General features: G+C 62.0%; 13 protein-coding genes. 4 read left to right on the top strand and 9 right to left on the bottom strand.

The features are described 5' to 3' along the window. Positions 1-13: 13 nt before the first annotated feature. Positions 14-1,009, top strand: coding sequence for a GlxA family transcriptional regulator (locus tag FPT12_RS15690; RefSeq protein ID WP_145017307.1), 996 nt, complete (start codon positions 14-16; stop codon positions 1,007-1,009). On the opposite strand, the gene FPT12_RS15685 is transcribed toward FPT12_RS15690, so the two are convergent. Next, positions 990-5,318, bottom strand: a complete 4,329-nt coding sequence (locus FPT12_RS15685) for a DEAD/DEAH box helicase (protein ID WP_145017305.1) — start codon at positions 5,316-5,318, stop codon at positions 990-992. The two genes, FPT12_RS15690 and FPT12_RS15685, sit on opposite strands and share 20 nt — an antisense overlap. A 327-nt stretch (positions 5,319-5,645) precedes the next feature. Between FPT12_RS15685 and FPT12_RS15680 the strand changes: the two genes are divergently transcribed. After that, the gene (locus FPT12_RS15680) at positions 5,646-6,530 is read left to right on the top strand and encodes a sugar nucleotide-binding protein (RefSeq protein ID WP_054594260.1); all 885 of its coding nucleotides are present in this window, start codon (positions 5,646-5,648) and stop codon (positions 6,528-6,530) included. Continuing rightward, positions 6,523-7,452 (top strand): NAD-dependent epimerase/dehydratase family protein, encoded by a 930-nt coding sequence (locus tag FPT12_RS15675; protein ID WP_145017303.1) that lies wholly within the window; start codon positions 6,523-6,525, stop codon positions 7,450-7,452. Before FPT12_RS15680 ends, FPT12_RS15675 begins: the two co-directional genes overlap by 8 nt. Positions 7,453-7,648: 196 nt before the next feature. On the opposite strand, the gene FPT12_RS15665 is transcribed toward FPT12_RS15675, so the two are convergent. From FPT12_RS15665 to FPT12_RS15645, 5 genes are all read right to left on the bottom strand, one after another. After that, a complete protein-coding gene (locus FPT12_RS15665; protein ID WP_145017301.1) occupies positions 7,649-8,347 on the bottom strand; it encodes an OmpW family protein in 699 nt (232 codons plus the stop codon). Positions 8,348-8,589: 242 nt separating this feature from the next. Next, entirely contained in the window at positions 8,590-9,108 is a 519-nt protein-coding gene (locus FPT12_RS15660; protein WP_145017299.1) for a DUF3299 domain-containing protein, read from the bottom strand. Positions 9,109-9,119: 11 nt separating this feature from the next. Continuing rightward, positions 9,120-10,385: an ABC transporter permease gene (locus FPT12_RS15655; protein ID WP_145017297.1), complete on the bottom strand. Its 1,266-nt coding sequence runs from the start codon at positions 10,383-10,385 to the stop codon at positions 9,120-9,122. A 1-nt stretch (position 10,386) separates the two neighbouring features. Further along, positions 10,387-11,097 carry an ABC transporter ATP-binding protein gene (locus FPT12_RS15650; RefSeq protein WP_019693856.1) on the bottom strand — a complete coding sequence of 237 codons (711 nt, stop codon included), beginning with the start codon at positions 11,095-11,097 and terminating at the stop codon, positions 10,387-10,389. Positions 11,098-11,205: 108 nt separating this feature from the next. Further along, a complete protein-coding gene (locus tag FPT12_RS15645; protein ID WP_145017295.1) occupies positions 11,206-11,817 on the bottom strand; it encodes a DUF2796 domain-containing protein in 612 nt (203 codons plus the stop codon). A 133-nt stretch (positions 11,818-11,950) separates the two neighbouring features. Here FPT12_RS15645 and FPT12_RS15640 point away from each other — a divergent pair, with 133 nt between their 5' ends. Then, the gene (locus tag FPT12_RS15640) at positions 11,951-12,310 is read left to right on the top strand and encodes a hypothetical protein (RefSeq protein ID WP_145017293.1); all 360 of its coding nucleotides are present in this window, start codon (positions 11,951-11,953) and stop codon (positions 12,308-12,310) included. Here the strand turns inward: FPT12_RS15640 and trxA are convergent. From trxA to FPT12_RS15625, 3 genes are all read right to left on the bottom strand, one after another. Next, entirely contained in the window at positions 12,307-13,179 is an 873-nt protein-coding gene (gene trxA, locus FPT12_RS15635) for a thioredoxin (protein WP_145017292.1), read from the bottom strand. The genes FPT12_RS15640 and trxA overlap by 4 nt on opposite strands. Positions 13,180-13,281: 102 nt before the next feature. Then, positions 13,282-13,938, bottom strand: coding sequence for a methyltransferase (locus FPT12_RS15630; RefSeq protein ID WP_145017290.1), 657 nt, complete (start codon positions 13,936-13,938; stop codon positions 13,282-13,284). After that, positions 13,935-14,396, bottom strand: coding sequence for a hypothetical protein (locus FPT12_RS15625; protein ID WP_054594250.1), 462 nt, complete (start codon positions 14,394-14,396; stop codon positions 13,935-13,937). The genes FPT12_RS15630 and FPT12_RS15625 overlap by 4 nt, the downstream gene beginning before the upstream one ends. Between the last annotated feature and the right edge of the window lie 31 nt (positions 14,397-14,427).

Here is a 14,427-nt window from a genome sequence, read left to right as displayed (position 1 = left end):
GGGAAAACTGACAATGGACGTAGAACGCGCAGTCGCCGAGTTGGGCGTGCTGATCTATCCCGGCGCGCAGATGGCGGCGGTGCATGGTTTGACGGATCTGTTCGGGGTCGCGAATCGTATCGCTGCCGAACATCAGAGTGCGCAGCTGCCATTGTTGCGGGTCAGCCACTGGCAGGCTGATGCCGAGCATGCGCCTCAACGCATCTACGACAGTCATCCCGCTGCCGACGGCGCACTGATCGCGCTGTTGATCCCGCCCTCGATTGGTGGATTTTCAGAAGGCCAGGCACCGCCAGCGCTGATCCAGTGGATTCGCCAGCAACACGCGACTGGCGCGACGCTTGGCGGGGTGTGCGTGGGGTCTATTCTGTTGGCCGAAAGCGGTCTGCTCGACGGTCGCCGAGCTACCACTCACTGGACCTCGGCGAAAAAATTCGCCGAGCGTTACCCGAAGGTCACGCTCAACGCCGACAAGCCCATCGTCGACGATGGCGACCTGATCACCACTGGCGGATTAATGGCCTGGTCGGAGCTGGGGTTGCGCCTGGTCGACCGTTTGCTTGGTCCGAGCATCGCCACCAGCACCGCGCGTTTTCTGGTGATCGAACACAGCGACAGTGCGAGCGAATGCGGGAGCAACTTTGCACCGATACTGAGTCATGGCGATGCAGCGATTCTCAAGGTTCAGCACTGGTTGCAAGCCAACGGTGCGGTGGAGGTGTCGCTGAGCGCGATGTCGCAGCAGGCAGGGCTGGAAGAGCGGACATTCCTGCGGCGCTTTCGAGCCGCAACCGGTTTGAAACCGACCGAGTACTGCCAGCACCTGCGGGTCGGCAAGGCCCGGGAGATGCTCGAGTTTACCAACGGCACCATCGACCATATTGCCTGGAACGTCGGTTATTCGGACCCGAGCGCGTTTCGCGCCACGTTCAAGAAAATCACCGGCCTGGCGCCGAGTGATTACCGCGCGCGATTTGGGGTGACGGCCCCTACGCGGTCGGTGGTGTGAGGCGGTACTGGGTCAGTTTTTTGTGCAGCTCGGCGGTATTTGGCTGATCCAGTTCCAGCCAGTAATGCTGTGTGCCGGCGATTTCGGCGGCGGCCGGCAAACCATCGCGGTACACCAGCCGGTTGCTGGCGAGGGCGGGGACTTTGTGGCCCGGCAGCAGAGTGCCGGCAAGGTTTAGCGGGTCGACGCCGCAAACACTGATCAGGCTGCCGTCATGCGGGCGGCGGCGTACTTCGCGCAGCAGCGGGATCGCTTCGGGCAAGGCGAATTGTTCGCCCGCCAGACCGCTGACAAAACGTCCGCCGCGAATCTCTCCGCGCGCCTCCAACCGGTGAAAGGTGCGCAGCAATTCGCGCCAGCTCGGCAGCCAGTCGGCCTCGCGTTCCAGCAACCTCCAGAACACCACGCCGTAACGCCTGAGCAAGGTCAGGGCGATGTGTTCGAGGGTTTCGCTCGGGGTGCCACGGTTATCCACAACCGGCGGCGTCGATTGACGGCGCAACAAGGCCCAGCGTCCGGCATCGTCCATCCCACCGACAAACGCTCCGCGTCCCCGTCGGCTGCTGCGTGCCTGGCGTTTGCTGACGGGTGTAATCAACGCGCGCAGGCCGGCGAAGCTGTCGGCGTTGACCCGCCCGGCGCCGACCAGTTCCTGCAAGGCGATCTCCAGTTCACTGCGCAGCAGATGGGCTTCGTGCAGCAGCTCATCGAAGAACAGCGCGCCATGTTGGCTCAGCGCTTGATGGACTTTCTGGGTTTTGGGCGACAGCTCGCTGACCTCCGGTGGCTCGGTCAGGCTGCTCCAGAGCGTCACCTGCGCCCGTGGCAGCAACACAATCGGTGTGCTGCGCAGCGCTACGCCAGTGGCTTTGTTGCGCATCGTCAGCCGGGTCCAGACCAGTTTGCCGCTGCGGCACAGCTCATCCAGCCACGTCGATGAATAGCCCTTGAGCCGCGCCGGCAGAAGATCGCTGTCCCAGGCAGATGCGGCCGCCGGGTAGCCTTCGAACTGACTGACAATCGCCGGCAACACCGCGCTGCCCTGGCCCTGCGTTGCCGGCGACAGATGCTGCCAGTCAAACAGGAAACGCATGAAGTCCTGCAATGCCACAGGCTCGATTTCCCGCCGCAGGCGTTTGACTGTGTAGCGATGAATGCGCGCCAGCAAGTGCCGCTCGCACCATTCTTCCTGCGTGGCCGCCGGGCTGAAGCGCCCCCGCAACACATAACCTTCGCGCTCCAGTTGCGCCAGTGCTTGAGTGACTTGAGCCGTCGAAAGCCCCAGCGGTTGAGCAATCGCATGAATTGGCAACGGACCAAACGCGCCGAGGCGCGCGCGGATCAGTTCAACCAGTGCTTCATCGGCGTCCCAGCTTTCGTCGAAACCCGGCAAGGCCTGCAACGGCGGTAACAACACGGCGTGTGGGTAGATCGCTTGCAGGCAGGTCAGGCGCTCCAGTGCCAGCCATAAAGATTGCTCTGCGTTGATCTGCAAACGGCTGGCGCGCCCTCCATCTTCCAGGGTTTGCAGCCAGTGTGGCCACTGCGGATTGGCCTGCGCTTCGGCGTCGCTGATGGCGGCCAGGCTCATCAGCGCTTCATGCATTTCATCGGCGCTGGTGGGTTGCGGCCAGGCCTCATCGCGCACCGATTGAATGGCCTCGGCATCCAGTGCGCCGAGGTCATCGGTCGATTGTGGGTCGCTCCAGCGCCGGTTGAGCACCGCTTGAGTACGGCGTTCTTCCAGCGGCGCATCGTCGAGAAAGGTGTAGGGCCGGGCGCTGAGGATTTCCGCCGCCAGCGGCGAGGGCGCGGGCAAATCGCGGCTGATCAAGCGCACTTCACCGCGTTCCATGCGCCGCAACAGCGCCAGCCAGCCATCGCAGTCCATGGCTTCGTGCAGGCAATCGTCGAGGGTTTGCTCGACCAGCGGGTGATCGGGAATTTCGCGCTCGCCGACGAGGTTTTCCAGGCAGGCGATCTGGTCGGGAAACACGCTGGCGATCAGGTCTTCGCTTTTCATCCGCTGGATCTGCGGCGGCACTTTGCGGCCGCCGCTGTACCGCGGCAACGCGAGGGCGACGCCGGCGTTCCAGCGCCAGCGCACGCCGAATAGCGGCGCGTCGAGTACGGCTTGAATCAGGATCTGTTCGGCGCTGTTGCTGTGCAGATAACGCCAGACCTCGTCCAGCTCGAAACTGTGGCTGCTGGACAGCGACAGGACGATCGCGTCTTTGCTGGCGGCGGCCTGCAATTCGAAGTTGAAGGTGCGACAGAAGCGCTTGCGCAAGGCCAGGCCCCAGGCGCGGTTGATGCGGCTGCCGAACAGCGAGTGAATGATCAACTGAGTGCCGCCGGACTCGTCGAAAAACCGCTCCATCAGCAGCGTGTCCTGAGACGGCAAGGCTCCGAGCGTGAGCCGGGCACGGGCGAGGTATTCCACCAGTTGTTCGGCGCTGGCGAGGTTCAGGCCGAGGGTCTCGGTCAGCCAGTCGATGCTCGGTTGTACATCGCCGGGCGTGGCACCCAACAGCTCATCGAGGTGCGCGTGCAGGCGCGCCACGGCGAACGACAATTCGGCACTGCGCCCTGGCGCTTCACCGAGCCAGAAGGGGATGGTCGGCGGCTGTCCCTGGGCGTCCTCGACGCGGATTTTGCCGGTTTCGACCCGCAAGATCCGGTACGAAGTGTTGCCCAACTGAAAGACGTCGCCAGCGATGCTTTCCACCGCGAAGTCTTCGTTGACGCTGCCGATGTTCAGCCCTTGCGGCTCCAGCAGCACGCTGTAATCGGCGTTGTCGGGAATCGTCCCGCCACTGGTCACCGCCGTCAGTTTGGCGCCGCGCCGGCCACGTAATGTGCGAGTCACCGCGTCGCGGTGCAGGTAGGCGCTGCGGATTCCCTGGCGGCCGTTATAGCCTTCGGCGAGCATCTGCAGCAGTGCTTGATAGTGTGTTTCGTCGAGTTCGGTATAGGGCGATGCGCGGCGTACCATTTCGAGCAGGGCCTGCTCCTGCCATTCCTGGCAACTGACCTCGGCGACAATCTGCTGCGCCAGTACGTCCAGCGGCGCGCGGGGGATCAGCAAGGTGTCGAGTTCGCCCCGGCGCACGCAGTCGAGCAGGGCCGCGCATTCGATCAGGTCGTCGCGGGTGGTGGCGAACAGACGGCCCTTGGGCGTGCCGCCGACCTGGTGCCCGGAGCGTCCGACCCGTTGCAGAAACCCGGCGATTGAACGCGGCGAGGCGATCTGGCAGACCAGATCGACGTCGCCGATGTCGATGCCCAGTTCCAGCGACGCGGTGGCGATCAGCACTTGCAGGTCGCCACGCTTGAGCCGCTGTTCGGCATCGAGGCGAAACTCCTTGGCCAGGCTGCCGTGGTGGGCGGCGACGGCGTCTTTGCCCAAGCGCTCGCTGAGATGACGGCTCAAGCGTTCGGCCAAGCGTCGGGTGTTGACGAAAATCAGCGTGGTCCGGTGCTCGCGTGCGAGTTCGGCGATACGGTCGTAGACCAGCTCCCAGACATCGTTGGCCATGACCGCCGACAGCGGCACTGGCGGCACTTCGATGCCCAGGTCCCGTCGGCGGGCGTGGCCGATATCGACGATCTCGCATGAGCGGTCGGTGCCGACCAGAAAGCGCGAAACCGCTTCGATGGGTTTTTGCGTGGCGGACAGGCCGATGCGCATCAGTGGTTCCAGACACAAAGCCTGTAAGCGCTCCAGGCTCAGCGCCAGATGGCTGCCGCGCTTGCTGCCGGCGATGGCGTGGATTTCGTCGACGATCACTGTGCGGGTGCTGGCGAGCATGCGCCGGCCGGAGTCGGAGCCGAGCAGCACATACAGCGACTCCGGGGTGGTCACCAGAATGTGCGGCGCGCTTTTGCGCATCGCCGAGCGGTCCTTTTGCGGAGTGTCGCCAGTGCGTACGGCGGTGTTGATCTGTAATTCGGGGAAACCCAGGCGTCGCAGTTGTTCGGTAATGCCGGCCAGCGGGTTTTGCAGGTTGATCTGGATATCGTTGGACAGCGCCTTGAGGGGCGAGACATAAACCACCAGGGTTTCGTCGGGCAGCTCGCCACCTTGGGCCAGGCCTTGATGGACCAGATCGTCAATGACCGCAAGAAACGCCGTGAGGGTTTTGCCGGAGCCGGTCGGCGCGGCGACCAGCGTCGAACGACGCTGGCGAATCAACGGCCACGCGCCGGCTTGCGCGGCGGTGACCGCCGGGAAGGTGCTGTTGAACCAGGCGCTGACGGCAGGATGAAAGCCTGCCAGGGCGCTGTCGGCTGATACGGGGAGGTTCATGGGGTAATTTATGCGGCTGGGGGCAGGAAGTTGCAAGTACCGCTTGAGAGCTCCTGCGATCCTTGGTGCCCCATCGCGAGCGGGCTCGCTCCCACAGGGGATGTGTGTAGATCACAATATCCTGGCCCACCGCAGAGCCCATGTGGGAGCGAGCCTGCTCGCGATGGGGCCAGTAGCAGCACCCTGTGTCCAAGGTATCTACACTTTACGAGTGACGGTTGCGCTTTAAACCCGCAAAATGCAACGATTCTGGCAATTCTCAACGGCAACGCCTGCGGGCTCTGTCGATAAAATCATCGTTCCAAACAGACTGGGCCTGCTGACTCTATGCGAATGCGCCTTATGTTACTGGGTGGCGGAAATGCCCTTGGGCAGGCGCTGATTCGCCTCGGTGCAGAGGAAGACATCGGTTTCCTCGCCCCCCGTCCACCGCAAGACGGCTGGGACGCCGCGAGCCTGACGCAGCTGCTCGACGACACTCGTCCCGACGCGCTGATCAATCTCGCCTATTACTTTGACTGGTTTCAGGCGGAGAGCGTGGCCGAGGCGCGTTTGGCTGCTCAGGAGCGGGCGGTCGAGCGGCTGGCCGAACTGTGCCAGCATCACAATATTGTCCTGGTGCAGCCATCCAGCTATCGGGTATTCGATGGCTCGCGGGCGACGGCCTACAGCGAAAAAGACGAACCGGTGCCGCTGGGGCTACGTGGTCAGGCTTTGTGGCGTATCGAGCAAAGCGTGCGCGCGACCTGCCCGCAACATGTGATGCTGCGTTTTGGCTGGCTGCTCGATGACAGCGTCGACGGCACCCTCGGGCGTTTCCTCGCGCGTGCCGAGCTGCCTGAAGAGCTGCTGATGGCCGATGACCGGCGTGGCAACCCGACACCGGTGGACGATGCGGCACGGGTGATTATTTCGGTGCTCAAACAACTCGATTGCGCAGCGCCACTGTGGGGCACTTACCACTACGCCGGGCATGAGGCGACCACGCCGCTGGCGCTGGGGCAGGCGATTCTCGCCGAAGCGCGTACTTTGCACCCGCTGGCGATTGAAGCACCGACCGCGCAGGCACACGCCGCGCGTCCGGATGCTGCCGAAGAACCGCAGCACGCGGTACTCGCCTGCAAGAAAATTCTGCACACCTTCGGGATCAAGCCGCGCGCCTGGCGCGCAGCGCTCCCCGGCTTACTGGATAGGTTTTATCGTCATGGCTGATGGCCCTGTTTTGATCACCGGCGGTGCCGGCTTCATTGGTTCGCACCTTGCTGACGCCTTGCTCGCCAAGGGGCATTCGGTGCGTATCCTCGACGATCTGTCTACCGGCAAGCGCAGTAACCTGCCGCTGGATAATCCACGGGTCGAACTGATCGAAGGTGACGTCGCCGATGCTGCGCTGGTGGCAAAGGTGATGGTCGGTTGCAGCGCCGTAGCGCATTTGGCCGCCGTGGCGTCGGTTCAGGCGTCGGTGGATGATCCGGTGCGCACTCACCAGAGCAATTTCATCGGCACCTTGAACGTCTGCGAAGCGATGCGTCAGGCCGGCGTCAAGCGCGTACTGTTTGCTTCAAGCGCAGCGGTCTACGGCAATAACGGTGAAGGCGAGTCGATCGACGAAGAGACCGCCAAGGCACCGCTCACGCCGTACGCCTCAGACAAGCTGGCAGGCGAGTACTACCTCGACTTCTACCGTCGTCAGCACGGTCTTGAACCGGCAATTTTCCGTTTCTTCAATATCTTCGGCCCGCGCCAGGATCCCTCGTCGCCGTACTCCGGGGTGATCAGCATTTTCAGCGAGCGGGCGCAGAAAGGCCTGCCGATCACTGTGTTCGGTGACGGCGAACAGACCCGCGATTTTGTCTATGTCGAAGACCTGGTCGACCTGCTGGTGCAGGCCATCGAAACGCCGACGCTTGAAGTGGGTGCGGTGAATGTCGGCTGGAACCAGGCGACGACCCTCAAGCAAATGCTCCAGGCTTTGGAGGAAGTGGTGGGGCAGTTGCCACCGATCACCTACGGCCCGGCCCGTTCCGGTGACATCCGCCATTCGCGGGCTAATAACCAGCGTCTGTTGCAGCGCTTCACCTTTCCCGAGCAGACGCCGATGAGCGTCGGGCTGGCGCGGCTGTTGGGGCGCTGAGCTTTTTAAGATCGTTCCCACGCTCCGCGTGGGAATGCCTCTAGGGACGCTCCGCGTTCCACCTTCAGCACCTGCGTGAGTCGGACGCCGTTGTGACGCAGAGCGTCACGGGCTGCATTCCCACGCTGGAGCGTGGGAACGATCAGTGGCTCAGTAAAAAAGGCGCCTTTCGAGGCGCCTTTTTTATGCAGCGGGTTTAGAACTTGTAACCCAGACCCACCATGTACACGAACGGGTCCACATCCACGTTGACCCTGGCCCGGGTGCCCGGCGCCACGGCGTCGTTTTCCACGGTTGCTCGGGTGTTGATGTCGATGTAGCGCATCTGGGCGTTGAGCATGATGTTGTCGGTGATCATGTAGTCGGCACCGACCTGGAACGCCATACCCCAGGAGTTTTTCGCCTTGAAGTTGCTGAAGCCGTTGGCTTGCGCTTCGTTACTGAGCTTTTCGTCGTAGATCCAGGTGTAGTTGATACCGGCGCCCACATACGGCTGGAATACGGACTTGTTGTCGAGCGGGTAGTAAACCACGCTCAAAGTCGGCGGCAGGTGTTTGAGGGTGCCGAGTTTACCGTTGGCCGCGCCCAAGGAAGTACCTTTGAGGTTCACGTCATGCTGGAACGGCGAGGCGGCGAGCAGCTCAATGCCGACATTATTGGTGAGCATGTACGCGAAGTTCAGGCCCAGTTGCGTGTTGCTGTTCATGGTGGCCTTGCCACCCAGGTCGGCGCCGGCCAATGGGCCTTGATCGACCTTGACGCTGGAGCTGCTGGCTTTCGGGTTAACGGTGATCGCACCGGCCCGAACGATGAAGTCACCGGCTTCATGGGCCTGGGCGAACGGGGTTGCAAGCGCGAACGCAATGAGGGAAGCGCTAAGCAATGACTTGTGCATGGGGGCTCCAAAGGAAGATTCAAATTCTGTATCTCCAATGGTACGAAGCGTCAGGAACGGCGCTTTTGACTCAGCTCAATGAAACAGTGATGGGGTTTGAATCGGGGGGAATCCTTTGCTACAGCGGTGCAGCCATCGCGAGCCGGCTCGCTCCCACATTTGATTTGTGCATCAACACAATTCACTGTGGGAGCGAGCCTGCTCGCGATGACTATCTACCAGATCACACATGACTACCGGACTCACTCCGGCAATTCGTACACGTAGATCTTGTCCGCATCCATCTGATACCCGGCATCCGCCAATTCGCTGGTCGACGCCTTGACCTGCATTGCACCTTCAATCCAGTACGGCTGATAGAGCTCGTCGAGCTTCACCCCAACCTTGCTTTTGACGTGGACGATCTGGTTCGACGGCGGTGGCGGCACGTGGATGCATGCGCCGAAATACGGCACCAGCAGGAAATCGGTGGTGCGACCTTCCTCGCTGACTTCCAGCGGCACGATGTAACCCGGCAGGCGAATATTCTTGCCGTCGAGGCTTTTCACCACCGGCGCATTGGGCATGTCTTGCTTGGCCGCCGGCGCGGACTCGGCGGACAACGCGCTGCTCATCTGCGACAGGTCGTGCAGCGGTTTCATGTTCGGCACTTCTGCCGGTGCGTCGGGCGGGATCATTTCCGACCAGGTCAGGTCTTTCGGTGCGGCCGCCCACAGGGGCAGGGCAACCAGCATCAACAGCGCAGGCAGAGCGCGGAGCATCTTCAGTGTCCTCATAAACGGATCGACAGACCATCGGCCAACGATTGGCGATAGGCGCGCCAGGCCGGCACGCTGCCCATCAGCAGCGCGGCGATCAGGATGCCACCGAGCAGCGTCCATTCATACTCGCTTGGCCAGGCCAGTGGCAGGTACAAGCCGTATGTCGATTGCACGTAACCCTGAGCCGCAGCGATGCACACATATAACAATGCCAGGCCCGCAACCACCCCGGACAGCGCCAACGCAAAGGCTTCCAGCACCAGCAGTGTTGCAATGTGCCACGGCCGGGCACCGACCGAACGCAGGATCGCCATCTCGCGGCGACGTTCGTTGAGGCTGGTGAGAATCGCCGTGAGCATGCCGATCAACCCGGTCAGTACGACAAACAGCGACACCACGAACAGCGCTTTTTCAGCGGTGCCCATCAGGCTCCAGAGCTCCTGCAAGGCGACGCCCGGGAGGATCGCCAGCATTGGCTCGCCACGGAACTCATTGATCTCGCGTTGTACGGCGAAGGTCGAAATCTTGTTGTTGAGGCCGAGCATGAACGCGGTGATGGCTTGCGGCGTGAGGTCCATGTTGCGCGCCTGATCGGCGCTGATACGAGCGTTGCCCTGAGCCGGCACGCCGTTGTGCCAATCGATGTGAATCGCCTCCATACCGCCGAGGCTGATGTGCAACGTGCGGTCGACCGGGGTGCCGGTGCGTTTGAGGATGCCGACCACGGTGAACGGTTTGTCGTCATGCTTGACCAGGCTGATCACCGCCACGCCGTGAGCCAGCACCAGTTTGTCGCCGAGTTTGTAATGCAGCGCATCGGCCACTTCGGCACCCAGCACCACTTCGAACGGATCCGTGGCAAACGCCCGACCGCTGGCCAGTTGCAGGTTTTGCTGATGGCCGTACTGGTAATGCTGGAAGTAGGCATCGGTGGTGCCCATCACGCGATAACCGCGATGCGAGTCACCGAGGGAAATCGGGATCGCCCATTTCACTTTCGGGTTGTTGGCGAAGTGCTCGAAGCTGTCCCAACGGATGTTGTTGGTGGCGTTGCCAATGCGAAACACCGAGTACAGCAACAGGTTCACCGAGCCTGAGCGCGCGCCGACAATCAGGTCGGTGCCGCTGATGGTGCTGGCAAAGCTGGCCTTGGCTTCGGTGCGTACCCGTTCCACCGCCAACAGCAGGCAGACCGACAGGGCGATGGCGAACGCGGTGAGGATCGCGGTGAAGCGGCGGTTAGCCAGGCTGGCCATGGCTAGACGAAACAAATACATTTCAGACCTCGAGCGGCGTGGCGGCGCGATTGAGTTCGGCCAGCGACAGGTGACGATCGAACAGCGGCGCCAGGCTCTGGTCGTGGCTGACGAACAGCAGGCTGGAACCGGCCTCGCGGCACTCGGCGAACAGCAACCGGATAAATGCCTCGCGGGCGTCGTAATCCAGCGCCGAGGTCGGTTCGTCGGCGATCACCAGTTCCGGCTGGCCGATCAGCGCGCGGGCGGCAGCGACCCGCTGTTGTTGGCCGATGGACAGTGAGTCGGCACGGCGGCCGAGCATGTTTTCATCCTTGAGCCCCAGGTGCGCGAGTAAGGTCGCCGCCGCCTGGTCAATACTGCCGTGGCGCTGAATCGCGCGGCTGGCGCGCAGCTTGGAGAAGTGACACGGCAGTTCGACGTTCTCGCGCACCGAGAGAAACGGCAGCAGGTTGAACTGCTGGAAGATGTAGCCCGTGTGGTCGACCCGAAAGTGATCGCGGGCGCCGGCCGACAGCTCGGTCAGTTCCTGGCCGAGCAGGCGAATGCTCCCGCGATTGGGTTTCTGCACGCCACCGAGCAGGCCGAGCAGGGTGGTCTTGCCACTGCCGCTGGGACCTTTGAGAAACAGCGTTTCACCGGGCTCCAGGCGAAACGCCGGGATATCCAGTAAAGGCGGATGACCGGGCCAGTTGAAGCCCAGGTCTGACAGTTCGATAAGCGCTTGGGTCATTTGGCCTGCTTCATAGAAATTTACGACCTGTAGAAGCTGCCGAAGGCTGCGATCTTTCGCCTTTAAAAGATCGCAGCCTTCGGCAACTCCTACGGGATTTGCGGTGAATCAGAATTTCAGGGCAGCAGCCTTCGAGGTCACTTCAACCCCTTGCTGGCCGCTTGGGCTGATGAGTTGTACCTGAATTTTCTGAGTGGCGGGGAAGGTCGTGAACACCTGCGACAAGTCCAGGGTCTTCAGCGCGCCAGGGGCGGCGCAGGTGAATTGGTAGTGTGCGTGGATTTCGCTGTGATCATGGTGATGCTCTTCGGCGGCTGCGCCTTTACCGTCGGTCGCGTGGTCGTCATCGTCGTCATGATCATCGGCATCCGGTTTGTCACCAAACAGCGGGCTCTTCAGTTCTTGCTGGCTGACCACACAGTTGGCCGCTTTCGGCAGGCTGAACAGCACCAGCGGTTTCTCCAGTTGCGCATGGGCGGCGGCAACTTTGGCCTTGTCTGCATCAGTGCTGGCAACGTGTTCGAAGCCCACCAGGTTCATCGCCGGGCTTTCCAGCTCCAGTTCCAGCGCCTGACCGTCCAGCGCCGCGTTCAAACGTCCGACGCCGTGTTCGTGGGCGCCCAGGCTGCCGTGTTCATGTTCGTGATCATGAACTTCAGCGGCCTGAGCGAAAGCCAGCGGCAACAGGGCAAACGGCAAAGCGAGTAACAGGCGGCGCATGGAGTCTCTCCGGGAAGGAAGATGAAAACTTTGTTATGTAATCTTATAACAATGGCGGTGAGAGTTTGACTGTCTGCTTGGCGTTGCGCAAGACGCGTGGGAGCATGTTCGTCATAAACCTGAGGAAACCCCAATGTTGCGCATTCGTGGAAGCATCGGCGATTGGCCGGTGGATTTGACCCTGGAATTGGACGATGGGGATTGGGCGCGGCTTGGCGCGCAGTTGCAGGTAAGCAAATCAGAAAGCGGTGCAGCGGTAGCCGAACCGGTGGTCAAACCGGTCAATCAGGATGAGCTGCTGTGGCAGCTCGCCAAGGATCTGCTGCGCAAGTCCGGCCAGCTGACGGGGCCGGATTTGCTGGAGCAACTGGAGGGTTTGACCGGCAACACCGTCGCCGGCAAACGCTTGTTGGTGCGCTTGCGCCACAGCGCCGAGGTCAAGGTCGTGAGCGGCGGGGATACGCCGCTCTATAGCTGGGTCGAGCAGGCTTAGTACAGCGCTGCAAACAACTTGCGGCGATAAACGGTCACCAGCGGGTGATCGTTGCCCAGCAGTTCGAACACTTGCAGCAGGGTCTTGTGCGGCAACCCTTCGCTGTAACTGCGATTGCGGATGAACAGCTTGAGCAGGGAGTCCAGTGCCGGCTCGTATTGTTGGCGGGCCAATTGCTGGATCGCCAACTGGTAGACCGCTTCATCGTCCTGCGGGTTTTGCGCCAGACGGGACTTCAGATCGGCGACATCCGGCAAGTCAGCGGCCTGGCCGAGAAACTTGATCTGCGCCTTGGCGCCAGCCAGTGCCGCTTTGTGTTCATCGCTTTTAACCGCATCGAGCACGGCCTGGGCTTCACCCAGTTCGCCGCGCTCGGTCAGGCAACGCGCGTAGAGGATCAGCGCGCGGGCGTTGGTATTGTCCTCACCGAGCAGCACTTTCAGCGTGGCTTCGGCATCCGCGAAACGACCTTCGTCGAACAGCGCCTGAGCCTGTTCGAACGGGTCGGCAGCCGCCGGCGGTGGCATTTTCACGTGCGGCTCAAGCAGTGCGCGGACTGCGGATTCAGGCTGCGCGCCGGCAAAGCCGTCCACCGGCTGACCGTCCTTGAACAGCACTACCGTCGGCAGACTGCGAATGCCGAAGCGCGAAACGATGTCTGGCTCGACGTCGCAGTTGACCTTGGCCAGCAGCAATTCGCCCCGATAGCTCTCGGCGATGGTTTGCAACATCGGCATCAGCGCCTTGCATGGCGCACACCATTCAGCCCAGAAATCCACCAGCACCGGCTTGTGGAACGAGTTCTCGATCACCGACTGGTCGAAATCGGCGGTAGTGGCGTCGAAGATATACGGCGTGTCTTGACTCATGGGGAATCTCGAAGAAAACGTGAATGGGGGAACTATAAGGCTTGGCGGGGGGCGGCTGAAAGCGGGACGCACTGATCGTTCCCACGCAGAGCATGGGAACGATCATCTCCGGGAAGCGTGGTACAGGCTTACATGCCGAAACTCTTCCGGTTCCGCTAAATCCGGCAATGTCATCGCCTCAAGCATTTCCAGCCGCTGATACAACGGATGACGGAAATCCCGCACCCGTGAATCCGCCACCAACGCCTCGCGGCCACGGCTGAGAAACTCATCGAGCAACGGCAGGTTGGCCCGGTCGTACAACACGTCGGCCACCAGAATCAGATCAAAACGATCGGCCTCGGCAAAAAAATCTGTCGAGTAGCTGAGCTGGACGTCATTGAGTTCGGCATTTGCCCGGCAGGCTGCAATCGCCAGTGGATCAAGATCACAGGCCACCACTTCCAGCGCCCCGGCCTTGACCGCTGCAATCCCCGCGACCCCGGAGCCGGCGCCGAAATCCAGCACGCGCTTGCCGGCAACCCACTGCGGATGCTCCGCCAGGTAACGGGCCATCGCCAGGCCGCTGGCCCAGCAAAAGCTCCAGTACGGTGGCTCGTGCAGAATGCGCCGGGTTTCTTCCGGGCTGAAGGCGCGGTCCATGTTGTCGCCGTCGATCAGCCAGAGTTTCAGCGTGGTCTCAGGCAGCCGGCAGGACACAAGCTGTGCATCGCCGAGCAGTTCACTCAACGCCTGTTGCAGGTCGAGCGGTGCATTCATGGCGCTTTGAGGAACTGCAACTGGCCCAGGGCCTGGGTCTTCGGCTCAAAGATGCGTTGCGCCGGCAGGTGCAGGATCAACTGCCCGGACTGGCTGGCGCGACCCCGCAGTTCGACGCGTGCACCGACCGGGAACGAGTCGGGATTGAATCGCAGATGGAATGGCAGAGCCTTGTTGTTGCCGATCAGGTTGGCGCTGGCGAGCAATTGCTGAGGCCGGGAGCGTTCGTCGATCACCAGCAGCGCCAGTTCAACCTCGGCGCCGGCCGGCACGCCCTGCAAGGTGCCGCTCAATTCCCGTTGATACGCGGGCAGCGGCCCGAGGTCGGCTGAGGCCTGGGCTTTTTTCTGGGCCATCTGCGGTGCAGGGCCCGGAGTCGGTGCCGCCGGTTTGGGTGCGCTGCTACACGCGACCAACAGGCCGATGAGACTGAGTAAAACAAGCGGTCTTAGCGGCATTTGCGGCTCCAGCAAAATGAAATCCATCGAT

This window comes from Pseudomonas sp. H3(2019), assembly GCF_007713465.1.
Classification (GTDB): Bacteria; Pseudomonadota; Gammaproteobacteria; order Pseudomonadales; family Pseudomonadaceae; genus Aquipseudomonas.
The sequence above is the reverse complement of the archived record's forward strand: the minus strand, read 5'-3'. Positions and strand labels throughout refer to the sequence as shown.